30 protein-coding genes and 1 pseudogene are annotated in these 26,044 nt (G+C 66.4%); 18 read left to right on the forward strand and 13 right to left on the reverse strand.

The window, feature by feature from the left end:
- Positions 1 to 62 precede the first annotated feature (62 nt).
- The gene (locus HHAL_RS03995) at positions 63 to 716 is read right to left on the reverse strand and encodes a DDE-type integrase/transposase/recombinase (RefSeq protein ID WP_049751433.1); all 654 of its coding nucleotides are present in this window, start codon (positions 714 to 716) and stop codon (positions 63 to 65) included.
- Positions 713 to 1,096 (reverse strand): transposase, encoded by a 384-nt coding sequence (locus HHAL_RS04000; protein WP_011813585.1) that lies wholly within the window; start codon positions 1,094 to 1,096, stop codon positions 713 to 715. The genes HHAL_RS03995 and HHAL_RS04000 overlap by 4 nt, the downstream gene beginning before the upstream one ends.
- Before the next feature lie 104 nt (positions 1,097 to 1,200).
- On the opposite strand from HHAL_RS04000, the gene HHAL_RS13430 reads away from it, so the two are divergent.
- The 7 genes and pseudogenes from HHAL_RS13430 (at position 1,201) to HHAL_RS13710 (ending at position 3,663) form a co-directional block, all read left to right on the forward strand.
- Positions 1,201 to 1,371, forward strand: a complete 171-nt coding sequence (locus HHAL_RS13430) for a YdcF family protein (RefSeq protein ID WP_011813586.1) — start codon at positions 1,201 to 1,203, stop codon at positions 1,369 to 1,371.
- Positions 1,337 to 1,537, forward strand: a complete 201-nt coding sequence (locus tag HHAL_RS13255; RefSeq protein ID WP_144446091.1) for a hypothetical protein — start codon at positions 1,337 to 1,339, stop codon at positions 1,535 to 1,537. Before HHAL_RS13430 ends, HHAL_RS13255 begins: the two co-directional genes overlap by 35 nt.
- A 226-nt stretch (positions 1,538 to 1,763) precedes the next feature.
- A complete protein-coding gene (locus tag HHAL_RS04005) occupies positions 1,764 to 2,051 on the forward strand; it encodes a type II toxin-antitoxin system Phd/YefM family antitoxin (protein WP_011813587.1) in 288 nt (95 codons plus the stop codon).
- A complete protein-coding gene (locus HHAL_RS04010) occupies positions 2,035 to 2,421 on the forward strand; it encodes a type II toxin-antitoxin system VapC family toxin (RefSeq protein WP_011813588.1) in 387 nt (128 codons plus the stop codon). The genes HHAL_RS04005 and HHAL_RS04010 overlap by 17 nt, the downstream gene beginning before the upstream one ends.
- Before the next feature lie 42 nt (positions 2,422 to 2,463).
- Positions 2,464 to 2,646: pseudogene (locus HHAL_RS12945) on the forward strand (hypothetical protein); the annotation flags it as partial.
- A gap of 322 nt (positions 2,647 to 2,968) precedes the next feature.
- Entirely contained in the window at positions 2,969 to 3,199 is a 231-nt protein-coding gene (locus tag HHAL_RS04020) for a FitA-like ribbon-helix-helix domain-containing protein (protein ID WP_011813590.1), read from the forward strand.
- Complete coding sequence (locus HHAL_RS13710) at positions 3,196 to 3,663, forward strand: type II toxin-antitoxin system VapC family toxin (protein ID WP_011813591.1); 468 nt, start codon at positions 3,196 to 3,198, stop codon at positions 3,661 to 3,663. The genes HHAL_RS04020 and HHAL_RS13710 overlap by 4 nt, the downstream gene beginning before the upstream one ends.
- On the opposite strand, the gene HHAL_RS04025 is transcribed toward HHAL_RS13710, so the two are convergent.
- From HHAL_RS04025 to HHAL_RS04040, 4 genes are all read right to left on the reverse strand, one after another.
- Positions 3,551 to 3,805: a Txe/YoeB family addiction module toxin gene (locus HHAL_RS04025; RefSeq protein WP_011813592.1), complete on the reverse strand. Its 255-nt coding sequence runs from the start codon at positions 3,803 to 3,805 to the stop codon at positions 3,551 to 3,553. The two genes, HHAL_RS13710 and HHAL_RS04025, sit on opposite strands and share 113 nt — an antisense overlap.
- Positions 3,802 to 4,053, reverse strand: a complete 252-nt coding sequence (locus HHAL_RS04030) for a type II toxin-antitoxin system Phd/YefM family antitoxin (protein WP_011813593.1) — start codon at positions 4,051 to 4,053, stop codon at positions 3,802 to 3,804. The genes HHAL_RS04025 and HHAL_RS04030 overlap by 4 nt, the downstream gene beginning before the upstream one ends.
- A 592-nt stretch (positions 4,054 to 4,645) precedes the next feature.
- Complete coding sequence (locus tag HHAL_RS04035) at positions 4,646 to 4,933, reverse strand: PIN domain-containing protein (protein ID WP_011813594.1); 288 nt, start codon at positions 4,931 to 4,933, stop codon at positions 4,646 to 4,648.
- Positions 4,934 to 5,054: 121 nt separating this feature from the next.
- Positions 5,055 to 5,294, reverse strand: a complete 240-nt coding sequence (locus HHAL_RS04040; protein WP_011813595.1) for an antitoxin — start codon at positions 5,292 to 5,294, stop codon at positions 5,055 to 5,057.
- 376 nt (positions 5,295 to 5,670) lie between these two features.
- Between HHAL_RS04040 and HHAL_RS13265 the strand changes: the two genes are divergently transcribed.
- The 4 genes from HHAL_RS13265 (at position 5,671) to HHAL_RS13275 (ending at position 9,640) form a co-directional block, all read left to right on the forward strand.
- Complete coding sequence (locus HHAL_RS13265; protein ID WP_011813596.1) at positions 5,671 to 6,546, forward strand: aminoglycoside phosphotransferase/choline kinase family protein; 876 nt, start codon at positions 5,671 to 5,673, stop codon at positions 6,544 to 6,546.
- Entirely contained in the window at positions 6,547 to 7,497 is a 951-nt protein-coding gene (locus HHAL_RS12955; RefSeq protein WP_011813597.1) for a glycosyltransferase family 2 protein, read from the forward strand.
- Positions 7,490 to 8,887 (forward strand): O-antigen ligase family protein, encoded by a 1,398-nt coding sequence (locus HHAL_RS13270; protein ID WP_011813598.1) that lies wholly within the window; start codon positions 7,490 to 7,492, stop codon positions 8,885 to 8,887. Before HHAL_RS12955 ends, HHAL_RS13270 begins: the two co-directional genes overlap by 8 nt.
- Positions 8,888 to 9,073: 186 nt before the next feature.
- Entirely contained in the window at positions 9,074 to 9,640 is a 567-nt protein-coding gene (locus tag HHAL_RS13275; protein ID WP_144446092.1) for a hypothetical protein, read from the forward strand.
- 102 nt (positions 9,641 to 9,742) lie between these two features.
- Here the strand turns inward: HHAL_RS13275 and HHAL_RS12525 are convergent, their stop codons facing one another.
- Both HHAL_RS12525 and HHAL_RS04060 read right to left on the reverse strand, forming a co-directional pair.
- Positions 9,743 to 10,621 (reverse strand): phosphotransferase, encoded by an 879-nt coding sequence (locus HHAL_RS12525; protein ID WP_011813599.1) that lies wholly within the window; start codon positions 10,619 to 10,621, stop codon positions 9,743 to 9,745.
- A 61-nt stretch (positions 10,622 to 10,682) separates the two neighbouring features.
- Entirely contained in the window at positions 10,683 to 11,453 is a 771-nt protein-coding gene (locus tag HHAL_RS04060; RefSeq protein WP_041595054.1) for a hypothetical protein, read from the reverse strand.
- Between the two features lie 145 nt (positions 11,454 to 11,598).
- Here HHAL_RS04060 and HHAL_RS13280 point away from each other — a divergent pair, with 145 nt between their 5' ends.
- Entirely contained in the window at positions 11,599 to 12,408 is an 810-nt protein-coding gene (locus tag HHAL_RS13280) for a serine/threonine protein kinase (protein ID WP_011813601.1), read from the forward strand.
- A 21-nt stretch (positions 12,409 to 12,429) separates the two neighbouring features.
- Here the strand turns inward: HHAL_RS13280 and HHAL_RS12530 are convergent, their stop codons facing one another.
- On the reverse strand, positions 12,430 to 12,978 hold the full coding sequence (locus HHAL_RS12530) for a dual specificity protein phosphatase family protein (protein WP_011813602.1): 549 nt from the start codon (positions 12,976 to 12,978) through the stop codon (positions 12,430 to 12,432).
- 68 nt (positions 12,979 to 13,046) lie between these two features.
- Here HHAL_RS12530 and HHAL_RS12535 point away from each other — a divergent pair, with 68 nt between their 5' ends.
- Positions 13,047 to 13,901 (forward strand): BUD32 family EKC/KEOPS complex subunit, encoded by an 855-nt coding sequence (locus HHAL_RS12535; RefSeq protein WP_187147887.1) that lies wholly within the window; start codon positions 13,047 to 13,049, stop codon positions 13,899 to 13,901.
- On the opposite strand, the gene HHAL_RS12540 is transcribed toward HHAL_RS12535, so the two are convergent.
- Positions 13,898 to 14,764 (reverse strand): BUD32 family EKC/KEOPS complex subunit, encoded by an 867-nt coding sequence (locus tag HHAL_RS12540; RefSeq protein WP_011813604.1) that lies wholly within the window; start codon positions 14,762 to 14,764, stop codon positions 13,898 to 13,900. The two genes, HHAL_RS12535 and HHAL_RS12540, sit on opposite strands and share 4 nt — an antisense overlap.
- 99 nt (positions 14,765 to 14,863) lie before the next feature.
- On the opposite strand from HHAL_RS12540, the gene HHAL_RS04090 reads away from it, so the two are divergent.
- The 5 genes from HHAL_RS04090 (at position 14,864) to HHAL_RS04110 (ending at position 21,401) form a co-directional block, all read left to right on the forward strand.
- Positions 14,864 to 15,709, forward strand: a complete 846-nt coding sequence (locus HHAL_RS04090) for a phosphatase PAP2 family protein (protein ID WP_011813605.1) — start codon at positions 14,864 to 14,866, stop codon at positions 15,707 to 15,709.
- Positions 15,710 to 15,807: 98 nt separating this feature from the next.
- Entirely contained in the window at positions 15,808 to 17,625 is a 1,818-nt protein-coding gene (msbA, locus tag HHAL_RS04095; RefSeq protein ID WP_011813606.1) for a lipid A export permease/ATP-binding protein MsbA, read from the forward strand.
- Positions 17,626 to 17,688: 63 nt separating this feature from the next.
- On the forward strand, positions 17,689 to 18,771 hold the full coding sequence (locus tag HHAL_RS04100) for an MraY family glycosyltransferase (RefSeq protein WP_011813607.1): 1,083 nt from the start codon (positions 17,689 to 17,691) through the stop codon (positions 18,769 to 18,771).
- A gap of 124 nt (positions 18,772 to 18,895) precedes the next feature.
- Positions 18,896 to 20,023 (forward strand): ABC transporter ATP-binding protein, encoded by a 1,128-nt coding sequence (locus HHAL_RS04105; protein ID WP_011813608.1) that lies wholly within the window; start codon positions 18,896 to 18,898, stop codon positions 20,021 to 20,023.
- 70 nt (positions 20,024 to 20,093) lie between these two features.
- Positions 20,094 to 21,401, forward strand: coding sequence for a conjugal transfer protein TraF (locus HHAL_RS04110; RefSeq protein ID WP_011813609.1), 1,308 nt, complete (start codon positions 20,094 to 20,096; stop codon positions 21,399 to 21,401).
- On the opposite strand, the gene HHAL_RS04115 is transcribed toward HHAL_RS04110, so the two are convergent.
- Genes HHAL_RS04115 through HHAL_RS04125 form a run of 3 tightly spaced genes read right to left on the reverse strand, consistent with a single transcriptional unit; the run spans position 21,398 to position 26,042 of the window.
- Complete coding sequence (locus HHAL_RS04115; RefSeq protein WP_011813610.1) at positions 21,398 to 23,074, reverse strand: proton-conducting transporter transmembrane domain-containing protein; 1,677 nt, start codon at positions 23,072 to 23,074, stop codon at positions 21,398 to 21,400. The genes HHAL_RS04110 and HHAL_RS04115 overlap by 4 nt on opposite strands.
- On the reverse strand, positions 23,071 to 24,582 hold the full coding sequence (locus tag HHAL_RS04120; protein WP_011813611.1) for a complex I subunit 5 family protein: 1,512 nt from the start codon (positions 24,580 to 24,582) through the stop codon (positions 23,071 to 23,073). Before HHAL_RS04120 ends, HHAL_RS04115 begins: the two co-directional genes overlap by 4 nt.
- Entirely contained in the window at positions 24,579 to 26,042 is a 1,464-nt protein-coding gene (locus HHAL_RS04125) for a complex I subunit 5 family protein (protein ID WP_011813612.1), read from the reverse strand. The genes HHAL_RS04120 and HHAL_RS04125 overlap by 4 nt, the downstream gene beginning before the upstream one ends.
- Positions 26,043 to 26,044 lie beyond the last annotated feature (2 nt).

A 26,044-nucleotide genomic window follows, 5' to 3' on the forward strand; every position in this document is an offset into this window, starting at 1 on the left:
ATAGCGATCGTGGCGTGTCACAACAAGGGGTCCGCGCTACGCGCCGCGGGAAGACAGGAGGATCAGCACGTTATCTTCCACTGACTGGGGGTGTGCCGGGGCTCTGCTGTGGAAGTCGGGATCATCGGGGCTCCGCGGTCCTGGTGGACGGTGAGCTCGCCGGGCCGGATGGCATAGCGCTCCAGGGCCTCGCGGAAGAGGTGCTGCGCTAGGGCGGCGTTCTCCTTGCGCGAGATCATCCACGCCACCGGGTAGCGGGAGAACAGGTCCAGGACCTCGTAGAGGTTGAGGTAGACCCCCTTCCGGACCGTGGGCAACTTACTGATATCCCAGGACCAGCCCTCGTTGGGGCCACGGACCACGATCTGCGGCTTCACATGCCGCTGTGGCGGTCGCTGGTTGCGCCGCTCCTGGGTCTGCTCCCGCCGCCGCAAGATCCGGTAGATCGTGGATACCGAGGGCATCGGTCGCCCCTGATTCAGCTCCCGGGCATGGATGACCCGTACCGTTTCGTCCGCGTACGCGGTGCTGTTCACCGTCTCGAGGACGTGCTCGGCCTCCGCCTCCGAGAGCTGGCGCGGTTGCTTGCGTCCCTCTGTGGCCGCCTGGGCCCGTGACCGCCGTCGACGGGGATAGGTCCCCGTGCGGGAGAGCCCGAGGGCGTCACAGGCCCGGCTGCGGGGGACATGCGTGGGGCGCTCCACCAGGCAGCTCATTGCGAGCTCCCGTTGAGGTCCTCGGACAGGGTAGCTAGTTTTTTTTGCAGCTCGACAAGGTCTTCAGCGACCTTGGCACGCTTTTCGAGCCGCGCCTTCTCCTTCTCGAGTTGCTCGATGCGCCGGTCACGATCATCCTTGGCCTTGCGGCCACCGGAGCTGGGCTCCAGGCCCTGTGTCCCTTGCTCCGTCAGGGTCTTGCGCCAGTTGGCCAGCTGGCTCGCATAGAGCCCCTGCTGCCGGAGCCAGGCGGTCTTCTCCCCCTTCGGGAGGGCGTCATGCTCCTCGAGAAGCCGCTGCTTCTCGGCGCTGCTGAACCGCCGCCGGGTTCGCCGCTCGAGGGTCGGCTCCGGCTGGACTTCCTCGCTCTGATCGGTCATCGGGTCATCCTCCGCTCAGCGCCTCTACGTTATACAAGAAAAACGCTTGGCACTGTCGGGCACGAGGCTGACACATAGGGACATGCCACGCGCCGTGCGGCACTTTGCGGCACTTTGAGGCCGCCGGGCTGGAACCCATCCCGGCACCAACCCGCCACAAGACCGGCGTCGAAGCCCGCGACGAGTCGAGCTATTGGGTGCCCTCGGCGAAGGCGCTGCGCATGACCGAGCGGGCGCTTTATGAGTACATGGGGTTGGTGGCAGCGCGGTTTTGAGGCGGCGGTGTTGTCGGAGCCGACGTTAAGCTGCCGGGGCGCCTTAGTATCTGCCCGCAGGACGGCTACCGCCTACGATCCCTACGCCTACGCGGCCAAGGAGATCGGGGTCGATCTCTACACCAAGCCGAACAACTCGCGGCGCGCACGTGGACCGCCCTACTGACGGTGGGGATGATGATGGGCGGGCGTTTTAGCCCACGTCAGAGGGGAAAGGGCTGCGCCATACGCCCTTTCAACCAGGGAGCGAGTCGTCGGTGAAGGCCTCATCGACCGTCTCCGCCCGCAACAACCGAATGGACACCGCGACCTTCGAGGTTGCGCCCTGAGGCGAGTGCTGCTTAGTCTAGTCTTCTAGACTAAGCCCGCCGCGTCACCATGCGCTTGCCCACATGATTGAGACCATCAACATCCACGAGGCCAAGACACACTTGTCCCGTATCCTGGACCGGGTTAGTCAGGGCGAGTCGGTCATCATCGCCCGAGCCGGCCAACCGGTCGCTCGCCTGTCCCGTGTGGAGGCACCACAGCCTGGAACCCGTCAGCGCATCGGCTTCCTGAAGGGGCAGATCGAGGTGCCGGACGACTTCGATCGGATGGGCGATCAAGCCATCATCGACGCCTTCCACGGAGACGACCCCGCCCTCCATGGAACGGATTCCGATGCACCTGCTCCTTGATACCCACATCCTGCTTTGGGCCGCCGCAGATTCCCCCCGGCTCTCCCAGGAAGCCAGGGAACTCCTCCTGGATCCGGAGCATCAGCTCGCCTACAGCGCTGCAAGCCTATGGGAGATCACCATCAAGCGCGGACTGGGCCGTGACGACTTCCGAGTGGAACCGTCGGTGCTCAGGCGCGAGCTCATGGAACATGGCTATGAGGAGCTGGCCATCCGCGGCCCTCACACGCTCGCCGTGGGCAACCTCCCGGACGTGCACAAAGACCCGTTTGATCGGATGCTCGTTGCCCAGGCCCAGGTCGAGGGCTACACGTTGCTGACCCGTGACCATCAAGTCGCACAGTATCCGGGACCGATCCGGCTGGTTTAGTCGCATCGCCCGCTCGATACCCACAGCACAATCAGACGCTCGATGAGTCAGCCGACACCCGACCACGACCAGGACTTCAAGAACCTCATCGTCGACTACCCCCGCGAGGCCATCGGCTTCTTCGCCGGGCAGGAGGCAGCACGCGTCGACGAAAATGCCCGCGTGCTGCCCATCCGCCAGGAGCAGCTCAAGGAACGCCTGGGTCACCATTACCGGGAACTCGACGACAATGAGCACAAGCTGTTCAGACAGCGCTATCCCGACGAGGAGGCCATCATGACCGGGATCGGCAGCCCGGCGGCGTGCCCGAGACCCACTCGGATATCTCCGACCTGGCGCGCGATACCGGCTACCGGCCGCAGGTCTCCGTCAAGGAGGGCGTGCGGCGCACTCTTCGGGAGCTGGGCGTTCGGCGAGCACCTGAAGGCGTAATGGGACATCGGCCGGCCCTTATCGAGCGAACTTGAGGCGGCCGAACGTTATGAGTTGATGCCCGTCCGATCTGCTATCATGTGCTAGCAGTCAGGAGGCCACGGGGAACCAGCCCATGAGCAGCATCAGCGTCCGCCGCCTGGATGAGGAGACACTCCGGCGACTGCGCGCCCGGGCCGATCGGCACGGCGTATCCATGGAGGAGGAGGTGCGGCGCATCCTGCAGTCGGCCGTCTCGGGTCCGGAGCGCTTGGGCGATCTCGCCCGGACCACGTTCGGCCCCACGCACGGCGTTGAGCTTGAACTCCCGCGCCATGACCCACACGATCCGATTACGCCAGAATGACGATCGTGCTCGACACCAATGTCGTCTCCGAGGTGATGCGCCCGCATCCAGAATCGGCAGTGATCGAGTGGCTGAATAGCACCGATGGCAAATCATTATACGTAAGCACGATCACCATCGCCGAGATCGAGTACGGCCTTCACGCCATGCCCGAGGGACAGCGTCGCGAAGACCTTCGCGCACGCTTTGAGACCTTTATCCACACGGCCTTTGCGCAGCGCGTTCTCGGGTTCGATGAACCGTCTGCTCGCCACTACGGGCGCATAATGGCGGCTCGACGCCAAGAGGGCCGGCCCCTGTCGGCGCCGGATGGGCACCGCAGGCCGCAACGAGCCGGAGCGGGCTTGGACATCAATAGTGATAGCGGAGCTGCGCGATCAAGAGCCCGTCGTCCCCGACTTTGTACACCATCCGGTACTCCTCATCGATCCGGCGAGACCAGTAGCCGGCAAGGCCGTGCTTGAGTGGCTCGGGCTTGCCGAGGCCCTCAAAGGGCGCGCGCTGGGTCTCCCGGATCAGCTTGTTGATCCGCCGCAGGGTCGCCTTATCGTTCTTTTGCCAATAGAGGTAGTCTTCCCAGGCGTTCTCGGAGAAGATCAGCCTCATTCCATAAGGTCCCTCTCCTGGCCACCACCCCGTTCCAAATCGGCGACGGACTCCAGCAGACGCCGAGCATTCTTCGGGGAGCGGAGCAGGTAAGCAGTCTCTTGCAGCGCCTCGTAGTCCTCAAGGGAGATCATGACCACGGACTGCGCCTTGTTCCGGGTGATGATAATCGGTGCGTGGTCCTCGCAGACTTTGTCCATGGTACTCGCGAGCTGGCGGCGTGCTGCTGTGTAGCTGATCGCGTCCATGGGCGGCTCCTGTACAATAGACTCCACATGTACATTTTGTCGTACATAACCGAATCTGGCAACTTTGCCGATACCCCCCAGGCGTTGGCCAGTAAGCACCTTGATCGGCCGCCCATCGGCGCGGGTAAAGACATGGTCTTCGGGCTCCTTGGCCACGACATGCTGCCGGAGTTCCTCGGCGGGCGTGGGGGATAAGGGGATCTCGCGCCGGGTCTTGGGGTGCTTGAGCGTCGTCTGCTGTTCCGGCAGTGCAGAGGAAGACGCTGAACATTCTCAGTAGCGGCTCCCAGACGGTGGCATTAGGAGCCTTGCCTCTTGTCACACCTGCTTGCCGCAGAGCGCTTGGCTGTGTGTTTAGGTGACTGTTTTTAAAGGTTTTCCCGAGGCGAGGCGGTGGTGACGAATGGGCGGGACTATTCCAGCCAATCGGGCCGCCGATACCCCTAAAGCGGGGCAAAGCGCTGCGCGATGTGGTGGCGACGGACTCGCTCTCGCCCAAGCCGCGCAGGTAGTCCTCCAAGGCATGGTCAGATCCCCTTGGGCACGGGGGCAACCCGGCCGGACGCGAACAGGGAGGCGCCAACGAGCCACCTTACGGGATCGACCAGTCCTCAACGACCAGCCCAGGAACCCGGTCGAACTCCGGTTTATTGGCGGTAACCACCACTAAATCCTGCGCGCGAGCATGCGCTGCGATCCATAGATCATTGGCGCCAGTAGGCGTGCCGGCACGCTCCACGTCGCACCGTATCGCTGCATACTCGGCTTCGATCGGCCTTTCCAGGGAAAGGATCGTAAGGGCGCGCAGAACCGCTCCCATCTGCTGGCTTAGCCTCGCCGCGCCTTCCTTAGCGGCACCGTAGCGCAGCTCTCCGGCCACAATGAGGCTGGTACAGACTGCACCTCACCAACGCCCCGAACCCGGTTGGCCACGGCACCGCGCGGTCGCGTAATCAGCGCCGAGACCATGTTGGTATCGAGCAGGTAGCTCGGCACCATCCTTAGAGCTCGACCGGGTCGTTGGGAGGCAGCTCGGCATCCACATCCGGGAAAGACTCATCGAGGTCCTCGAGGCCGTCCAGGGTGGCGATCAAACCTTTTCGGCGGACAGGCTCCAGGATCAGGCAATCTCCTTCGCGGCGAAGCACAGCCTCATCACTATCCAGCTCGAAGCCGCGAGGGATCCTGACGGCCTGATTCCGCCCGTTACGGAAGATCCGGACCGTGCGCTTTTCTTCCACGACACCTCCGGGTCATCGGCATATGCCCAGAGCATACGCCCCCCTGCGAATGGTACGTCAACGAAACCCACTCCCCTTTTGAAGACACTTCGGCACAAATCCGGGGCGGCCAGGACGGCGTACGGCTTGCCCCCACCCCGGTCCCGTGATTTGATAGGCGGTCACAATCAGACCAGCATCGCCAGGCGGGCCGCGATGCGGCCTGAGCGCCCTGGCGGTAGCGTGTCAACCCAGCCGTTGTGCTTAGGGTCTCGCGAACAGGCTATTACGCCTGGGTCGGCTGGGGCGGGCGTGACAACCGGACCAAGGCACCGTTCGCGTCCCGCGAACCGAGTATGGCTCGCCGCGACTTGCTCTAGAGCTGCAGGTGCACGGCATGGCGTTTCCCTGGCTGTCCGGTCCTGATACCCTTACCACCTATGTGCCCTCAGGTTCACCGTTGCCTAAGCATACCCCGTCGACCATTATCCTCCCCGGTTACGAGCGAACGGTCCGGGACATCGCCTCGGCGCTCGAGGCAAACGTCCACCCCATCCGCGACCACTCTACTCTTGAACTTATTAAGTCCAGCAAAGCCCTGGTCTATCGCTGGTCGTGTGCCGAGAAACCGCCCCTTATTATCAAATTCTATTACGCGCACACCATCAAGGATCGGCTGAAAGCACTCCTGCGCCCCCCCAAATCACTATTACAAACGGCTCTGGCCCTGCGCGCGAAAGGCATTCGTGTACCGCGACCCGTCGCCGCAATACAGGTCCATCTAGATTCCCGTAGATATGGCGCTTACATCATGGAGTGCGCGCCAGGAGCAACACTTAGAGAGTGGGGGCGCAAGGGCCTCCCTGATACTTACCATATGCACCTTGCAGAAGAGATGGGGTTCCTGTGGGGCCTTCTTTTACGCCACAACTACCTTCATATGGACCCCATACGGGGCAACTTTCTCTACGACACCGGTGGCGCCCTCACCGCTCTCGATATCGATAACATTTACAAACTTCCATGGTTACCAGACACTGTGCGCGCGCGTCGATTACTCAAAATGGCACACTGGCATTTGCTTCGATCACCCCAGTTGCTTGGGGACACCCCGGAACGCGAGCTCATCAAGCGTTTTGTTCACGCCTATGCGCGGGGACGAGGGGTTACGGCTGTCGAGGCTTGGCGAGAATGGCGCCACGTTGTTGATCGGCTTGCTAGGCGAAACCCCCACGCTTATTACGTTTTGCAACGTGTCCCTCTGAGGCCGTAGATGATTAGACACCACCGGGATATTAGTTACACCGTCGTCGTTCCGGTCTATAACAAGGCTCCTCATTTGGCGCGTTGCCTCGACTCGATCCTCCAGCAACAGCGCCAGGACTTGGAAGTCATCGCGGTCAACGACGCTTCTACCGACTCAAGTCTCACTGTACTCGAGGATTATCAGCATAACTTACCAATCCGGATTTTTAGCCGTGACCAACCTGGCCCGGGTGGATACGCCGCTCGTAACCTGGCGATCGCGAATGCAAGATCAGAATGGATCGCGTTTTTGGACGCGGACGACACCTGGGAGAAAGGCTATTTAACCGAACTGGACGCCTTAAGGCGACGATTCCCAGAAGCTGACATAATCGGGACCGGTTATAGGATCATCGATCCAGAAACGCAACACGACCACCGCTTTACGCGGCTGAACCGCAGCGGTGACCAACGCTGGATAAGCTTAAATAATTTCATCGATAGCTACTTGAACCGTGGTGGCTGCTTTCAAACCTCTGCGACCGCAGCTCGCCGGAGCACGCTTTTAGCCGCTGGAGGCTTCCCAGAAAAAACGGCTCGCCAGGGTGGCGACGTTGACACCTGGCTCCGCTGCATGCTCGTCGGAACCGGCGGCGCGTGGTCCCCTTCTGTCAAAATGCGCTATCACCGTGACGCGGTTAACCAGGTGACCGCGAACCCGGATAACCTGCGCCAACCTCACCCAGTGGCGACCACTGCTGCTTCGTATGCGCAAGCACTTCACGATCGCCAGCAGAAGCGACTTCTGCGTCGACTTGGCAACAAAAAGGGCCTAAAACGCGCACGTGATGCCGCAGCTGCCGGGCTCTATGACTACATTTTAGTAGCGGAATTAAACCGGTTCGACGCCGTCTACTGGCTTCACCGGGCCTTACTACCAGTTAAGAACATAGTCGCAAAAGGGCATCGGTTTGTTTAACACACACAAAGCGTACTGGCGATCTATCCTTCCCCCCTTTGAGCCTTGGGCAAATGTCCGACTCGCGATCGCTGATCGCATTGGCTTCCTTGCCTTGCTCCTCATAGCCTTCACAGGGCTGTGGATCGGCGATTTATACCGTCTTGGCCTGGCATTGGTGGTGGTTGCTTTCTTGATAGCCGCCGTGGACCTGTGGCCAAGCATGAAGCGCAGCGCTCTGTTTTGGGTCGGCGTCGCCTTCGTGCTCTTCGCTACGATACGCCACTGGGTGGCTGTGGTGGAGTTGGGCATCGATATGGTGGACTCGCCACCCAAGACCTCACAAATGATCCGCACCTCTCCGCTCCTGGTCGCTTTCGCGGCGATATGGCTCCGTGGGGACGAACAACGTCTAGTGTGGTTTCTGTCGGCGACGTTACTCGGTGCAATAGCTTGGCTTATTACGTCGACTCATTGGGACGCGTTTATTGAAATGTTCCGCAACTGGGACTGGAGCAACGCGCGTCGAGAGCTGTACGAAGGGAGCACCAACCGCACCCCATTTATTTATCTAGTTCTCAGCCTGGCTCTTATTACAATCGGCACTGGCTTTGTCGTACGATGCACCCATGTGTGGTGGCGTGCTGGCCTTTTCATCGCTTCCCTGACAATGGCCGTTGGATTCTTGTCGCTTACCTTGACCATCGAGACGCGTGGTGCCCAAATCGCAGCATTTGTGGCTTATGGGTTGCTTGCTGCGGCAATGGTCAGTAAGGGGCTCCGCCACCTCGGCATCATTAACCGGGGGACCCGCTGGGCATTAACGGCCACAGGGGGCGCAACCATCATTGCTATCGGAATCGCGCTCTGGATCACCATCGGCACTAGTAGTGAGCGACTGCACAATACGATGGAGGCAGGAAAAGCGTTAGCACAAAATCCGGACTATCTCCACGAGCCTTTCGAAGCGGCACAGGAGCATGACGCCATTCGAGCCGGGAGCGTAGTCCAGCGCCTCAACCTGGTAAGCTTGGCTGCTGATGCGATCGCGGAACGACCATTGGTCGGATGGGGAGGAGGCACTAGTCATAAATGGGTACGCGAGTACGGACGTACTGATTTTCACAACTGGTATCTTGATGTAACGGTTGCTTTTGGTCTGATCGGCGCCGCCCTTTATTTCGGCGGCTTCGTCTATATCCTAGGAAGCAGCATTAGGGCCCGAATGATTCATCGACTTGATCCTCATGTCGCCCTGTTTGCCTTCAGCGCTACGGCAGCTTGGTTGACAACACAGCTATTCACCACTTGGATCAGCGCCGCACAAGGACGTTTTACATTAGTATTTATTGCGACATTGTTGGCGTTCGCTCACACTGCGCGCTGGCTGCCGGAGCTACGAAAAAAATAAAGAAAACAATAAAGGGGCTCATTTTATACACCAGAACAGCCCACCAAAGGATTAAAGGCATAAGTGTACATAAAGACTCTTGGAATAGAGACAGACCGCGTCCCTCGAGTATTCCGGAGCCGGCATCTGCCTGGGAGGCGGATTGTTGACATTCTAGGACCAACCGGCTGCGGAAAATCTACGTTTATGGCCCAAACACTCAGAGAACGACATTGGAAATTTAAAAAGGAGCCTGTTCGAGGCGCCCCGATCAAGGAAATTAGCGAGGAGCGGGCGCGGCTTTTAAACAGACACGCACAGCGTATAGCGAACCAGAATTTTCACCCGCTTTACATTAAGGAGGCGATCAAGAAAATTTGTTTAGACGAGGCGCTTGAGAAGAAAGACAGCTGTACCATCGTAGACGAAGGCTTCTTCTACTGGTTTATGCATGATCTATACGGAGCGATCCAGGAAAATCGCACCTGGGTGCACAAGCTGCTGCAGCGACGCGCAATTATTGAACTAATTGTTCCGCCTGAAAAAACAGCCGAACGGGCACTATTTCGCTCTAGGAGAGGCGGCAAAGTGGCGCGCTGCCACGCAGAAAAAAGTTATCACGAAATCGTCAAGATGAGCGAGGAACGAATTATTGCGACAAATGCTTTTACAAAAGCGGTTGAACAACTCGGCGTTCCAGTTGCTCGGATTGACTGGGACGAGAAGACCCTAGCCTTTCACCGGGAAACGATTCAAAAGACGATTTGCTCTTAACAGCCTGGTATCGCCAAACAGGCTAGAGACGGTACGAGCACGAGAACACCGGGTATTATGCGAATACGATTTTGATTTGGACGATGGATCGTGCATAGCGCGCTAGGCGCTGGTTCTAGATCCCGTGCCATGCCTCGAGAGCCCGAACATTGGCCGCAGGCAGCCACGATAAAACCGCAGCCCCTTATGGCGCACCCGACGCAACGGCAAATAAATCCACCACAGCACGAACCGCTCCGCATGACCCAGGTCCGCACCCCGCTTCTCCACGTAGGCTGCCCAGACGCGGGCGAAGTCCTCGTGCGAAAGTCGCAGCTTGAGGAGCAGACGGGCGGCGTTGAAGCAGCTCGGCCGCCCCTCGGCCAGCGCCTCCAGGTCGACGATGGTCAGCCCCTCTGTCTCGGCGCCCTCCTCCCCCCCTTCCGCAACGCTGGCAACGGCCAGCATATTCCCCATTCGGCAATCCTGTAGATAGACGCCGCTGGCGTGGAGCCGGGCCTGGAAGCGCCCCACCCGATCCGCCAGCTCGCCCAGCTCCGCACCCTCGTCCGGTTCCGGCAGCGGCTGGGCGTCGACGTAGCGGCAGATGAGGCAGGCGGCGACGACAGCATCCCCTTGGTAGCGATCCACTGCGCCGAGCGGCTGAGCAACGACACCCGGCAGCGCCCGGTCAAGGCGTCGCCCGGTTAGCCAGGCCGCCACCGCCGAACGTCGCTTGGTCTTGCCGGGGTTGGTGTACTTGAGCACCAGCGGACCAAACTCCTCCGTATCCAGACGATAGACATCGTGGCGCCGCCGAGAAGCCAACAACTCGCCGCGTACGGGCAACTCGGCCTCCCAGCGCGGCAGCCACTCCGCCAGCTCTGCCGGGGTCAGCACGCGGCTGTCGGTCAGCCACAGGGCACCGTCTTCGCCCTGCGCATGGGCAATAGCCGGGTCCTGGTGGGTTTCGGACTGAATACGGGCTTGGAGGTACTGCACGGACGTCGAACCTAGCAACGTGGAACGAAGGCCCGTACTTTATCACGCTCGGCTTTTCGAGTTAGGCGGCATCGCCCGCCACGCCCAGGGTGTAGGCCGCCAGCCCCCGTCGCACCGCCTCGCCCGGATCCGGCTCCTGGTACGCGCGCATGCACCCCTCCACCCAGCGGCTGTGCACATGGCGGACGTGCACGACCACCGTGGGCACCGCCAGGATCTGCGCCATGGCGAAACGGTGGCGGCCGTTGCCCAGACGCACCAGCCGTCCGTGGCGATCGATGGCCACGCGGACGTCGTCCTTCGGCTCTCCGCCGAGCTCCTGCTGGCCGAGGAAGCCATTGGCGCGCATGTTCTCGTAGGCATCGAACATCCGCTGGAAGTAAGCCTGGAGCTCCTGCTCCCGCTTGATCCCTTTGCGAACCGACTTCCCCTGAACCATCTTTCGATAGAGCTTGCGGTACTCGTCGGTCTGCTCGATGGGCAGCCCCTGCTCGAAGATCTGGTAGATGGTCCGGCTGTGCCGGCAAGCCTCGCGCCAGGTGGGGTCCGTCGCCAGCGGATAGACCAGACGGTCCCAGGGTCCGGCAATGAGCTGGTAGCCACCGAGGATGTAGCTCGGCACATCCGCGTAGTAGTGTGCGATGCTCGCCAGCGGCACCCGAATACTGCGCTTCTTGGCGGGAAGGAGACTGGCGTCCGGCTTGCGCAGCCCCAGGCGTCGAGCAGCGAGGCGGGTGGAGGCCCGGCAGATCGGGCGCAGTGCGCTGCTGGCCAGGGCCCGCCGGGAACGGCGCAGGCGGGCCGGGAGGTTCAGGGCCGTGATATCGGACATGACGGGGCTTCGATGGGCCGCTTCGTGATCAAGCGACGGTACCGTACCACTCTCCTGCATGTTGAGCGAAGGCCGCCCGAGCCGCGTGATCCGGCCGGGAACAACCGCTAGACTGGGCCGTCGGCGCGGACGAAGCGGAGCCAGCATGCGTTGCCACACCCTGGAGGAGACCCCCGCGGAGGAGCTTCGCACCGCAGCGGAGCGGCTGCTGATGGCCGGCACCGCCCCCGACGGCGCCGAGCTCGTCGCCCGACGCAAGTCCCGCGTCTACCGGTATCCGCGCGAAGACGGGCGGGTGGTTTACCTCAAGCACTACTGCGCCACCCAACCCAAGGAGCGGCTCAAGCGGCTTGTGCGCAACCCGGTGCGCAACCTCGCCCTTTGGCAGCGACTCGACGGCCTCGGGATCGAGACGCCCCACCCGCTGCTCATCGCCGAGCACGGACGCGAGTCGGTGCTGGTCACCGCGGAGGTGGCGCACACCACCGCCCGGCAGTGGCTGCGCGATGGCCGCCCCCTGGAGCCGTCCCTGCTCGCTGCCCTGGGCACCACCTGGGGACGGCTGCACACCCACGGGATGCAATACGTGGACCCGAGCCCGGCCAATGTCTTCATTCCCGACCCGATCCCGGAGGCGCTGGGGCTGCTGGATCTCGACTCGCTCTATCAGGTCGGATGGATCCCCGAGTGGCTCGCACGCCAGCGCCTGGGGCAGCTCTTCTCACGCTGGAGCGCCGAGTGCGCCAAGCAGGACCAGCCGCCACCCGACCCGGAGGCCTTTCTCGCCTTCTGGCAGGCCTACGGGGCCGTCACCGGCCGGCCGACGCGCAGTCACGCCCTGGCCGTGGCCCGGCGGGTCGAGGAGCGGACCGCCCGTGGCCGCGGCGCCCGCGCGGGTGATCGACTGGCGGCGACCGCCCGGCGATGGCGGGAACGCGTCCTCGAGACCCGCTAGCGCCCCCCCCCAGGCGCCGGGTTACGCGCTCCTCGGGCGGGGTGCGTAGTGCAGCACGAACTCGCCTTTCGGCCGTCCGCGCCCGAAACTCTGGAAACCACCGATGCGCTTGGCCGCCCGCCGGGCCGATTCGTTGTCCAGGCCGCGGTACTCCATGAGGTAGACCGCCATCAATGCGCCCGTGCGGCCGACACCGTGGACGCAGTGGATCACCACGGGCCCGTTGGCGGGGTCGTCCATCAGCTCGAGGAACGCCGCCACCGTGGATGCATCGGGCACCTGCGCCGAGGGGAGATGCACGTGGCGGATCCCGGCCGGCTCGAGCGCTGCCGCCTCGGCCTCGGCCCGATGGGCCTTGCGGCGCAGGTCGATCACGGTACGCACGCCCTGCGCCCGGCACAGCGCCACCAGGCGCTGGGGCGGCATCTCGGTGGTGCGGTAGAGGACGCCCGGCTCGATCGGGATCAGCCGGTAGTAGCCCACCGTCTGGAAAAACGCCTGCCAGCCGTTGAGGAATGCCCCCTCAAGCAGGTCCACGGTGGCGTGCCAAAGTTTACGTATGCGTTTCATGATCGATGCAATTGTCTGGGGCTGGCGCGTATCCTACGCCGACACCCTGCTCAGGAATAGAACCCGCTGTGATGGACACCCCCCGCGACCCGGCTGCTGCCACCCCGACGCCCTCCGTGCCGGAGGCCCTCCACCGCGAGGTCCTGGTGGCCCGCGACCAGGCGCGCAAGAACGTCTTCCTGCTAAGCCATCAGGGGCGTCAGGTCGTCGTCAAATTCCCCGATCAGAAGGGGCGCGGCTGGCTGCACGCCTGGTTGATGCGCACCACCGCCGCCCCGATGGTGCGCCACCCGTTGCCCGTTGCGCCGTTTCGTCTCAAGCCCCCGGCGGAGCGTACCGCCTTCGAGGCACAGCGCCTGCACGCGCTGGCTGAAGCCGGGGCTCCCGTGCCGCGGTTGGTGGGCCTCGGCGACGGCTATCTGATCATGGAGCACGCCGGACAGCGCCTGGAGAATTGGACACGGGACCTCAACCTGCCGCCTGCCGAGGTCGATGCCCGGGTGCTGGCTGCGGCACGGGCCCTGGCCCAGCTCCACTGCACCGGCGGCTGGCACGGAGCACCGCAGTTACGCAACATCATGGTCCGGGACGACGGGAGCGTGGCCTTCATCGACTTCGAGGAGGATCTCTCCATCCTCGAGCCGGAGGCGCGCCACGCCTACGATCTGCTGCAGTTCCTCTCCTCGCTGGTGGTGCCGCGGGACGACGGCCCCCACCGCCCGGAACTGACCGAGCGGGCCGCCCGCGCCTATCTTGCCCTGATGGGCGACGGCCCGTTGGGCCCGCTGGCCGCCTACCAGCGGCGGGCAGCCCGCATCAAGCGCTGGCTGGGCCCGGTGCGGCGGCGCCTGGGCAAGGACGTGCAGCGGACTTTCGGGGCAATCGACGTGGTGGAGGCCCTGCTCCGCGACCCCGCCCGCTAGTCGGCGGTCCGCTCCAGCCCACCCCGGAGGGCCTGCCCGAGGGCCGCGATGCGCCGGGCGTCCCCGCCCACCCAGCGGGCCACCCCAGCCATCACTCCCTGTATGCGCCGGGATCGCGACTGGTAGCGCTCCAGGCATCCGCGCGCTTGCGCGCCACCGGCGGTCTGCAGATAGGCCACCAATGCCTCTTCGGCCAGCGACACCTGGGGCGGGTGCTTCTTGCCCCGCAGGATCACCAGTGAGGAGAGAAACTTGACGATGTCGTTGGCGGCACATACCTCCGCAGGCACGGCCCGGAGGTCTTCTTCGAAGTCGATCAGGTGGATGGCCCCGGCCTCATCGACCAGCACGTTTCGGATGCGGGGGGCGCCGTGCCAGTGCCCCTGGGCGTGGAGCGAACCAAGCAGCTCGGCGGCCGCCACCACCTGATCGCCGCAGGCGGCCCGCGGCTCGGTCGCCCGCCGCAGCTGCCGCTCGAGCGGTGTGCCCGCGGCCTCCATCACCAGATACCGGTTGGCCTTCACCCCCACCAGCCGCGGCACGGGCGCCCCGGCACGGCGCAGCGCGTCGAGCCGGCCGGCCTCGAACAGGACCCGCGGTCCAGGCGCGGCCATTTGAAACGGCTCCAGCGGCAGCCGTTCACCGGCCATCGTCGAGGCGCTCATGCGCATGGCCTGGGACTTGATCCAGCTCCGCCCCTTGTCGTCCGGGAACTTGACGACCAGCTTCCGGCCATCCTGCTCCAGCTCAAGCACCGGCTTCCGGGCCTGCCCGGCCAACCCTTCGATCTGCTCCTGCAGCGCAAGCGGGACGGGGGGAAGAACCTCGGGGGGCGCGACTGCACTGACTGTCGACTGGTTCATGCGTGCGATTCTATGGGTTCCGCTTCTCTCGCGCCACCTGCGGGAAATCGCTACAATCCCGCACGTTTTGTCCACTGACGCCACCCCGGGATATCCAGGATGCAGCACACCTACCGACGCCTTCTCGCAGGATCGCTCGGCATCGCTGTGCTCGTCGGGTTGAGCGGCGCTCCCGCCCCTACACACGCGGCATCCGGCGACACCCCGGGCCAGGCGGAATCCGCCCCCGGCGAGTACACGTACTGGGGCAACTTCCTGCGCATCCCGGCCCGCGCCGCCGGCGAGCTGGTGCGCACGGATCCGGAGGGGCTGCGGCGCAACGCCATCGCGGTGGGCTCCATCGCCGCCGCCTTCGCCCTCGATCAGCAGATCCGCGACACCATGCAGGACGACCTGCGCGGGCGCGATAGCGACGAACTCACCGATATCCTCTACGAGGTCGGGCGCCCGAAAGTCGCCCTGGCCGGTTTCGTCGGCGGCTACGCCTACAGCTTCCTGGCCCGGGATCGCTACTTCCGCGAGACCCTGCACCTCTCTTTCCAGTCCCTGCTGATCACGCAGGTCATCACCGATACCACGCGGAATGTCGGGCGCGAACGGCCACGCAACAGCCCCGACGACGCCTTCAACTTCGGCAACCGCGGCGGGCAGTCGTATTTCTCGGGGCACGCCTCGGGGACCTGGGCGGTGATGACCGTACTGGCCTCCCGCTATCCGCACGCGCCGGTCCAGTGGGGCGCCTACGGGCTGGCCACCGCAGTCTCGCTCTCCCGCGTGCACGATGACGGGCACTGGACCTCGGATATCGTTACGGGTTCATTGGTCGGCTACGGCATCGGGCGACTCACCGTGGCCCTGGATCCTTTCGAGAGCGACCACGTCCACCTGACCCCGCACCGGTTCGAGGACGACGACTGGGGCGTGGGCCTCCACGCCCGTTTCTAGGCGCTGACGAAGAGGCGAGTTTGTCGCCAACGCGGCGAACTGTCTTACCATGGGGCGCTGCTGCCCCCCATTCCGCCAGTGACACTGCGAGGCGCCCCGTGAGCACCGCCGCTGAAGCCGACCCCTCCCGCACAAGCCCTGCCGGGAAGGGGGCGAAGAAGAAAAAGGCCGAGCCAACGCCCTCTTGGTGGGCGTTTCGGCGGCTCTTTGTCCACTACGCGCTGCCCCACTGGCCCGCGGGGCTGTTGGCCATTGCCGCGATGCTGGTCTTCGCCGGCACCCAGCTGGGTGTGATCGCCACCATCAAGCCCCTGCTGGACGACGGCCTGGTGGAGCGGGATGTCGCGACCATACGCAGTTTTGCCTGGCTGCTCTTGGGGCTGCTGGCCGTGCAGGGGGTCGCCTACTTCCTGTCCCACTACTGGGTGACCTGGATCAGTCGCCAGGTGGTCAAGCGGCTCCGGCTCGACGTCCACGACCGGCTGCTGAACATGCCCCGGCACGTCTACGACCACATCTCCTCCGGGCAGATGATCTCGCGGCTGACCTACGAGGCGGAGCAAACCGCGAAGACGACGACCAACGCCGTACTGACGATCTTCAAGGATGCAGTCACGGTGATCCTGATCTTCGGCTACATGATCTACCTCTCCCCTTGGCTGGTGCTGATCGTAGGCGCGGTCCTGCCCGTCATCGCCGGGATCATGGCCTACATCAACAAGCGCTTTCGCAAGATCAGCAGCCGCGTGCACCAGGCTGTCGGCGGGGTCGGCAACGTGGCCGAGGACACCGTCCACGCGCATCAGGAGATCAAGCTCTTCGGCCAGGCCGAGCAGGCCCAGCAGCGATTCGAGAAGGTCGCCGAACGCAACCGTCGGCAGTTCATGAAGTTCTCGCTGACCAAGTACGCCAGCGTCCCCTTGATCCGCCTGGTCGTCGGTATCGCCCTGGCCGTGACCATCAGCATCGCCACCGTCGATGCCGTCGTTGAGACGCTGACCGTCGGGACGCTCGCCTCTTTTGTCGGTGCGCTGACCCTGCTCAGCAAGCCGACGAAGAACCTGGTCAAGCTCAACGCCCAGATGCAGAAAGGCCTGACCGCCGCGAGCAGCATCTTCACCACCGTCGACGCCCCGGAAGAGATCGACACGGGGACGCGCGCCCTCCAGCGCGCCGCCGGGCGGGTCGAGCTGCGCAACGTCCACTTCTCCTACGACGGTGAGCACCCGGTGCTCCGCGGCATCGACTTGACGGCCGAGCCGGGGGCCATGATCGCCCTGACCGGGCCGTCCGGGAGCGGGAAGAGCACCTTGATCAGCCTCCTGCCGCGCTTCTACGACGCCACCGAGGGGACAATCCTCCTCGACGGTGTCCCGGTGGAGGAATACCCGCTGGCGGACTTGCGGCGCCAGTTTGCGCCGGTCAGCCAGGACATCATGCTCTTCAACACCACGGTGGCGGAGAACATCGCCTACGGGGCCCAGGGCGAGGTCTCCCGGGCGGAGATCGAGCGCGCCGCGGAGATCGCCTACGCCCGGGATTTCATCGAGGCCCTGCCCAACGGCTTCGACACCGAGGTGGGCGAGGACGGCACGCTGCTTTCCGGCGGCCAGCGCCAGCGCATCGCCATCGCCCGCGCGGTGCTCAAGGACGCCCCGATCCTCCTGCTCGACGAGGCCACCGCCTCGCTGGATACCGAGTCGGAGCGTTACATCCACGCCGCTTTCGAACGACTGATGCAGGGGCGCACGGCCTTCGTCATCGCCCACCGGCTCTCGACGGTGGAGAACGCCGATCAGATCCTCTTCCTGGAAGACGGACAGGTGGTGGAACGCGGCACCCACAAGGAGCTGCTGGCCCAGAACGGGCGTTACGCGGGGCTTTACCAGATGCAGTTCGAGGGCACTGACGCCTGAGCCCTGTGTTAAAGTTCCGACCTTCTGTCCTAATCCCCCGCGCTGGCAACGGAGCGCCGCGTCGTGACGCAAGTCGTCCTACAGATCCTCTTCGCCTTTGCGCTGACCGCCGTGTTGTTGCTGGTCCTGCGCCGGCCGGCCCTGAAGGCCGGGCTGGTGGACCGGCCCTGTGGGCGCAAGCGCCACGGGCGCGTGGTGCCATTGATTGGCGGGGTCTGCATCCTGCTCGGGTTCGTCGCCGCGAGCCTGCCGGCGGACTTCGGGCTGCGCGATTACCAGGGCCTGTTCGCCGGCATGGCGGTGCTGCTCATCGTGGGGGTGGTCGATGATCTGATCGATATCGACGCCTGGATCAAGTTCGGCGCCCAGGTGGTCGCCGCACTGCTCATGACCGTGTGGTCCGGCCTGGTGGTGGAGGACCTCGGGCAGCTGCTCGGTCCCCACGTGGCATTGGAGTTGGGCGCCCTGGCCGTGCCCTTTACGGTCTTCTGTGTGGTCGGCCTGATCAACGCCGTGAACATGTTCGACGGCGTCGACGGCCTGGCCGCCGGCACCGTGGCCGCCGCCCTGGGCTGGCTGGTGCTGGCCGGTGCGGTCAACGGCGGCGCCAGCTGGCTGGTGCTGGCCGGGCTGTTCCTCGCCTCCGTCTGCGCCTTCCTGATCTTCAACATGCGCAACCCCTGGCGGCGCAAGGCGGCCTGCTTCCTGGGGGATTCAGGGAGCATGATGCTCGGCTTTGCCCTGGCCTGGTTCGCCGTAGAGGCCGCCCAGGGCGACCACGCCCTGCTGCCGCCGGTGGCCATCGCCTGGATCCTCGCCCTGCCGGTGCTCGACACCCTGACCCTGATGGGGCGGCGCATCCTCCGCGGCCGCCACCCGTTCCACCCGGACCGTGAGCACCTGCACCACATCTTCTACCGCGCCGGCTTCACGCCGGGCCAGACCGTCACGGTGCTGGTCCTGGCCTCGTTGGCGCTGGGGAGTATCGGGGTGGTGGGCACCTGGTTGGGGGTGCCCGAGTGGGTTCTGGCCGCCCTCTTCGTGCCGGTGGCCGCGGCCCATCTGCTGGCCCAGGCGCGGGCGTGGCGCTTTGCGCGGCTGATGCGCCGCCAGCTGCGCTGGGCGCGCTCCCGCCTGCGGGGGTGACTGCGCGGCGGCCCGGGGCAGGCTGCGACGAGGGCCCACGCGCGTTCGGGCCGACTGCGCATTGAGAATTATTCGCAAATCGTGCATGCTGGCTTCAACATTGCCACATCGCGCGGGAGCGCTCATGGTGGACTACACGGCATCACCCCTGCTCGAGCTCAGTAACGTCCACTGCTGCTACGGCGGCACCACCGCGGTCTATCAGCTTAGCCTGCGCGTCATGCCCGGGCAGATCGCCTGCCTGCTCGGCCCCAGTGGCTGCGGCAAGACCACCACGCTGCGGGCCATCGCCGGCTTCGAGCCGCTGTGCAACGGCGAGATCCGCGTGCGCGGCGAGCCCCTCTCGGTGCCGGGCTACGTGATGCCACCCGAGAAACGGCGCATGGGGATGGTCTTCCAGGACTACGCCCTCTTCCCGCACCTGAACATCTACGACAACATCACCTTCGGCCTGCGTAAGCTCAGCCGCCGCGATCGGCGTCGGCGCGCCGACGAGCTGCTGGAGCTGGTGGACCTGCAGGGCTACGGGGAGCGGTTTCCCCACGAGCTCTCCGGCGGGCAGCAGCAGCGGGTCTCCCTGGCCCGGGCGGTGGCCCCGCAGCCGCAGCTGGTGCTGCTCGATGAGCCCTTCTCCAACCTGGATGTGGAGCTGCGCGAGCGGCTCAGCCGCGAGTTCCACGACATCTTCCGCGATCAGCAGATCACCGCCATCCTGGTCACCCACGACCAGCACGAGGCCTTCGCCATGGCGGATGAGATCGGCCTGATGCGCGACGGCCGCATCGTGCAGTGGGACACCCCCTTCAACCTCTACCATGAGCCGGCGGACCGCTTCGCTGCGGAGTTCATCGGCCAAGGCAGCATGATCTCCGGCACCCTGATCGACGGCGAGCGCATCCAGACCAGTCTGGGTACCCTGCGCGGCAGCCACGGCTTTCCGTGGCCGGCCGGGACCCGGGTGGACGTGCTCCTGCGCCCGGACGACGTGCGCATGGGCGAGGCCCCCTCGGGGCTCTACGGCCGGGTCGTCAAGAAGGCGTTCAAGGGCGCCGAGACCCTCTACACCCTACGCACCCCGGACGGCGTCGAGCTCCTTGCCCTGGCGCCGAGCCACAGCGACTACGACGTGGGCGACGACGTGGGCCTGACCATGGACACCGAGCACCTGGTGGCCTTCCCCGCCGACGGCGAGGTGCAGGCGGCGGTGGAACAGCCCACCCGTTTTCCGGTCCGCGCCGTCAACGTCGGCTGAAGCCCCACTCAAGGCCCCGCGACTCCTGCCGCTAAAGTCGGTAGACCCCTGATCGACACAGGTACCGACCATGCGCTGGACCCCCTTGACCGCTGCGGCCCTCGCCACCCTGCTGCCGCTGACCGCGGCCGCCAACCACCACCCTGCCGGCTCGGCGCTGGGCTTTGGCGATGCCACTCGCTTTGCCGACACCCAGGGCAGCAAGCAGAACCCCGCCGGCCCCATCGCCGCCAGCGACCGGGGCGTGCGCATGGGCGTCTTCGCCCTCGGCCTCTCCTACGAGCTGGGCGATGTCGCCGACTTCAGCGACGACTTCGAGGCGCTCGGGGAGGAGCTCGAAGACCTGGAGCGGCTGCTCGAGGAGGTGGAGTCGGGGGACGTCGATCCCGACAACGCCGAGGACGAGATTGAGTCATTCCAGGCCAATGTGAATGAAATCCTCGACCGCATCGGTGAGGACGGCTACCTGACCGCCGGGGTCACCGGGCAGTTCGTGCCCTTCCCCTTCGAGACCACCCAGGACGCCCTGCGCGGCTCGCTGCTCATCGATCTGGACTACAGCCTGCGCGGGCACATCTCGGTGCTCCGGGGGGAAGACCTCGACCTGAGTATCGACGACCAGGATGACGCCGGGGACGCTTTGGACACCCTCGACGGCTTCGGCGGTTACGTCCGCAGCGCCGTCACCCGGACGTTCACCCTCGGCTACGGCTCCGCCGTCTACGAGAACCGGCAGGGATTGCTCTTCGCGGGGGCGCAGCTCAAGCACCACCAGGTGGAGCTCTCGCGGATGGCGGTGGGCTTCGATGACGACCCGGGCAGCCAGCTCAGCGACGAATTCCGCGAGAACGCCGAGACCGACTCGGATCTCGGGGTGGATCTGGGGGTGATGTGGGTCAGCGACCGGTACCGGGCCGGGGCCAGCGTGGCCAACCTGATCGAGCCCACCTTCGACTACCCGGCGGTGGAGGACGACGACACCTTCGACGCCGCCGCCGAGCGCGGCGAAATCGACCGGGATGAGTCCTACCGCATGGAGCGCCAGCTCAGCGTCGAAGGAGCGGTCCACACCGACGACGGACGCTGGCTGCTGGGCGGCTCGCTGGATCTCAACCCCGCCGACGGGCCCTTTGCCGCCGGCTCCGAAGACGCCTACCAGTGGTTGACCGTGGGCGCCGCTTACCGTTCGCCCCACGCCGCCCTGCCCGGATGGCGACTGGGCTATCGGCAGAACCTGACCGGCTCGGAGCTCGGCTACCTGACCGGCGGTGTGACGCTCTTCCGCGTCCTGAGCCTGGATGCGGCCATGAGCACGGAGACGGTGGACTCCGTGCCGCGGGCGTTCATGCTCAACGCCGGCGTGGGGCTGCGCTTCTAGCCCCCCGCCAGCACGCCCAGCAGGGCGATGCCCAGCACCAGCAGCAGGAACAGCGCCCCGGCCATGGCCAGGGCGATGAGCCGCCCCTCCACCGCTGCGCCGAGGCGGGCGACCACCGCCAGCGAAGGCGCCGGCGGGCGCGCCGGCAGCCGGCGCCAGGCGCGGCGGCTGGTGCGGCCCAGGCGCACGCCGGCAAGCAGGGCCGGCTTGATCCAGTCGCCCTCCGGGATCCGCGGCAGGCGCTCGGCGCCGGCCAGGCCGAAGAGCACCGCCGCCACTGCCCCGCCGGCGAGCGCCGGCAGGAGCGCGTCGAGCAGCACCGCCGGCCGCCAGGCGTAGCCCACCCAGTCCGGGGCCACCCCGGCGGCCAGCAGCCACGGCAGGCTCAGCGACAGCGCCACCAGGGCGAGCACCGCCCCGCGCTGGGCCAGCGGATCCCGCGCCCCGTCGCCGCGCCAGGCCAGCAGCAGGAAACGGACCATGAGCACCGCGGTCAGCGCCGAGGCGAGCAGCAGCAGCGGCTCCGCCGGCGCCCCCACGGCCTCGGTGCTGAGCTGCTTGCCGGCGGCCTTGGCCAGGGCGCCGCTGGTGGCCGGCACCCCCACCAGGGCCAGCGCCGGCAGCAGCAGGTACGCGCCGCGGTGGCGGCCGTGGAGCCCACAACCGAGGAACAGCGCCCCCTTGGCCAGGCCGTGGTGCAGGGCGAACAGCGCCACGCCGGTGAGGGCCACCCCGGCCAGCGCCGGCTGGAGCAGTGCGGTGCCGGTGAAGGCGGTCATCAGCCCCATCTGGCTCACCGTGGAGTAGGCCAGCACCGTCTTGGCCCGGCGCTGGGTCACGCCCACCACGCTGGCGTAGAGGCTGCTGGCCAGCCCCGCCGCCACCAGCAGCCCGCCGGCCGCCGGCAGGGCCACCTCGCCGATGGGCAGCAGGCGCCACCAGGCCACCAGGGCGGCCTTGACCAGCAGGGCCGAGAGCAGCGCACTGGCCGGGACCGGCGCCGCCGGGTGGGCCAGCGCCAGCCAGGCGTGCAGGGGCACGACGCCGGCCTTCACCGCAAAGCCCACCCCGATCAGCGCCACCAGCACGCCGCGGTATGCGTGCTCGGCGACCAGCGCCGGCACCTCGGTGAGCGCGGCGTTGCCGCCCTCGGCGGCAATCAGCAGCACGGCGGCCAGGACCGCGGCCTCGGCCAGCACCGCCATGCCCAGGTAGACCCGCCCGGCGCGGAAGGCCTCCGGGGTGCGGAAGTGGACCACCAGCGGGTAGGCGGCCAGGGTCATGGCGGCGTAGGCGAAGTAGAAGGTGGCCAGATCGGCGGCGAGCAGCACCCCCATCAGCGCGGCGACGGTGGCCGCCAGGGCGGTGAGCAGCCCCGGCGTGGCTCCGGTGTGCCGCTGTCCGGCCACCGCGAAGAGCAGGGCCGCCGCCGCCACCGGGGCGGCGAACAGCAGCACCGCCTGGCCGATGGGATCCGCCGCCAGGCGGGTATCGAGCAGCAGCCACGGCAGGTGCAGCACCTCGCCGCCCAGGGCCAGGGCGGCCAGCGCCGTCAGCGGCGCGACCACCAGCAGCCCGGCCCCCAGGGCACGGGCACGGCCACCGAGCAGCGCCACCGCCAGCAGCGGCATCAGCACGGGCACGAGCAGGCCGACGGCCGGATCGATGCTCACGGCAGGTACTCCTGTTCGACGATGCGCACAGCCCAGCTCAGCGGCGAGAACTCCGCCGCCGCCAGGACGCCGGCGAGCAGCGCCGCCGCGGCGGTGAACAGCGCCGGATAGAGCAGCCAGCGGTGGGTCTCGGCGCTACTGCTCGTCCCCACCCCGCCGGGGCCGCCGGCCGGTTCCGGCAGCAGCCAGATGCGCCGGAGCACCGGCAGGAAGTAGGCGGCGTTGAGCAGGGTGCTGGCCACCAGCACCGCCAGCACCCAGTAGAGCTCCTGGGCCAGCGCACCCAGCCCCAGGTGCCACTTGCTGATGAACCCGGCGATGGGCGGGAAGCCGATCATCCCCAGGGCGCCGATGGTAAAGGCGATGGAGGTCAGCGGCATGCGCCGGCCGACGCCGTTGAGCGACCCGATGCGGTGGATGTCCAGGGTCTCGGCGTAGTTGCCGGCGCAGAAGAACAGGGTGATCTTCATCAGCCCCTGGTGGACCAGGTGCACCAGCCCGCCAATGAGCGCCAGCGGCCCGCCCATGGCCACGCCCAGGGTGATGAACGAGACCTGACTGACCGTGGAGAAGGCCAGGCGACGCTTGATCTCCACCTGGGCCAGGGCGCGCACCGAGCCGTAGAGGATGGTCACCGCCGCCAGCACGGCCAGCACCGGGGTGACGTGGAGATCGGTGGCCACGGTGTGGCCGAAGACGTCCTGGACGATGCGCACCACGCCGAAGGCGCCGGCCTTGACCACGGCCACGGCGTGGAGCAGCGCACTGACCGGCGCCGGCGCCACCATGGCGATGGGCAGCCACGCCTGCAGCGGGAAGAGCGCCGCCTTGACCGCCACCCCGGCGAGCAGCAGCCCCAGCACCGCGGTGGCGGCCCCCGGCGCCTGCCCTGCCCACTCGGCCACCGCCGCCACCCCGCCCGGGGTGAAGGGCTGATCGCCCACCGCGGCGTAGAGCGCCACGGTGCCGGCGAGCAGCGCCATGCCGCCGCCGAGGGTGTAGGCCAGGTAGGTGCGCCCGGCGCTCAGCGCCGCCGGGTGACCGCGGTGGACCACCAGCGGGTAGGTGGCCAGGGTCAGCGCCTCGTAGAAGAGCAGGAAGGTGAACAGGTTGCCGGCCAGGGCGATGCCGAAGGTGGCGGCCACGCACAGCGAGAAGAAGCCGAAGAAGCGCGCCCGCTGCGCCGAGTTCTCCAGGTAGGCGACGGCGTAGACGGTGGTCACCAGCCACAGCACCGCCGAGAGCATGGCGAAGAGCAACGCCAGCGGATCCGCCGCCAGGCGGAAGGTCACGCCGGGGAGGATCTCCCAGGCCACCACGTAGCTCTGCCCCTGGACGAAGCCGTGGACCAGCAGGGCCACCAGGATCAGCTTGACGCTGGCACCGAAGAGGTTCCAGAAGGTGCGCTGGCGGCGGCGCTCGTCGCGCAGGGCGAAGATGATCACCGCGGTGAGCAGCGAGGCCAGCAGCGCCCACAGCGGCAGCAGCGCGTGGAGTGTATCGATCATTCCAGCCCCTCCGGTGCGCCCTGCTCGAGCAGCCCCAGCGCCGGCATGGCGCTGATCCCCAGGGCGTAGACCACCAGCACCAGCAGCAGCGGCACCCACTCCATGATCCGCGGCACCCGCTGCGCCGGGCGCACCTCGGTGTACCCGGCCGGCGGCGCGGCGTGGGCCAGCGCCAGCACGCGGAAGGCGTAGGCGGCGGCGAGCACGCTACCGAGGATGATCACCACCGCCCACAGCCACTGCCCGCCGCTGATGGCGCCGCTGAGCAGCAGCCACTTGGCCAGGAAGCCGCCGCTGGGCGGCAAGGCCATGAGGCTGGCGAAGGCCAGCCCCAGGGTCAGCACGGTGATCGACAGGTACGGCGTGAGCCCGCGCAGCCCCTCGAGCCGGTCGTGACCGAGGCTGTAGAGCATGTTGCCGGCGGCCAGGAAGGCGGCGGACTTGGCGAAGCCGTGGGCCAGGGCGTGGTAGGCCACCCCCTGCCAGGCCTGCACCGCGGCGGCGGGGACCACCACCAGCGGCAGGAGCAGCAGCAGGTAGCCGAGCTGGGCGATGGTCGAGTAGGCGATGACCTGCTTGAGCCGGGGCTGGCGCAGGGCCTGCAGCGAGCCGTAGAGCACCGCCAGCGCCCCCAGGGCGCCGATCAGCCAACCCATGTAGGTGCTCAGCAGCACCGGGAAGACCCACAGCCACAGGCGCAGCACCAGGTAGATGCCGGCCTTGGCAACCAGCGCCGAGAGCGCCGCGCTGGCCGGCGCCGGGGCGTTACTGTGCGCCGGCATCAGCCAGATGTGCAGCGGAAAGACCGCCGCCTTGGCGAACAGTCCGGCGGTGATCAGCGCCGCCGCCACGGCGGTGTAGCCATCGGCGCCGACCAGCTCGCCGACCTCGCGCAGGTGCAGGGTGCCGGTGCCGCCGTAGAGCAGCGCCACCCCCAGCAGGTAGGCCAGGGAACCGAGCAGGGCCAGCAGCAGGTAGCGCATGGCCGCGCCCAGCGAGGGCCGGTCGCCGGCCATGGCCGCCAGCGGAGCCGCCGTGAGGGTGAGCAGCTCCAGCATGACGTAGAGGTTGAACAGGTCCGCCGAGAGGAAGGTGCCGTTGAGGGTGGCCCACTGCACCAGCCACAGCGGCCAGAACAGCTCGGTGTTGTAGCCCTTGCCGCGCAGGTAGGGGCCGGCGTAGAGGGTCACCGCCAGCCCCACCACGGCGGTCATGCCGAGCATCAGGGCCGAGAGGCCGTCGGCGTAGAGCTCCACGCCCAGCGGCGGCTCCCAACCACCCAGGTGGTGGCTCTGCGGGCCGTGCTCGGCCACCTGACGAACCACGTCGGCCACCGTCGCCACGGTGGCCAGGGCGCCGAGCAGGGGCAGCCACGGCGCCCGCCGGGCGCGCACCAGGAAGACCACCAGCGCGGTGAGCAGCGGCAGGAAGAAAGCCAGCGGCAGCGACACCCCGGCCACGG

Source organism: Halorhodospira halophila SL1 (assembly GCF_000015585.1).
GTDB lineage: Bacteria > Pseudomonadota > Gammaproteobacteria > Nitrococcales > Halorhodospiraceae > Halorhodospira > Halorhodospira halophila.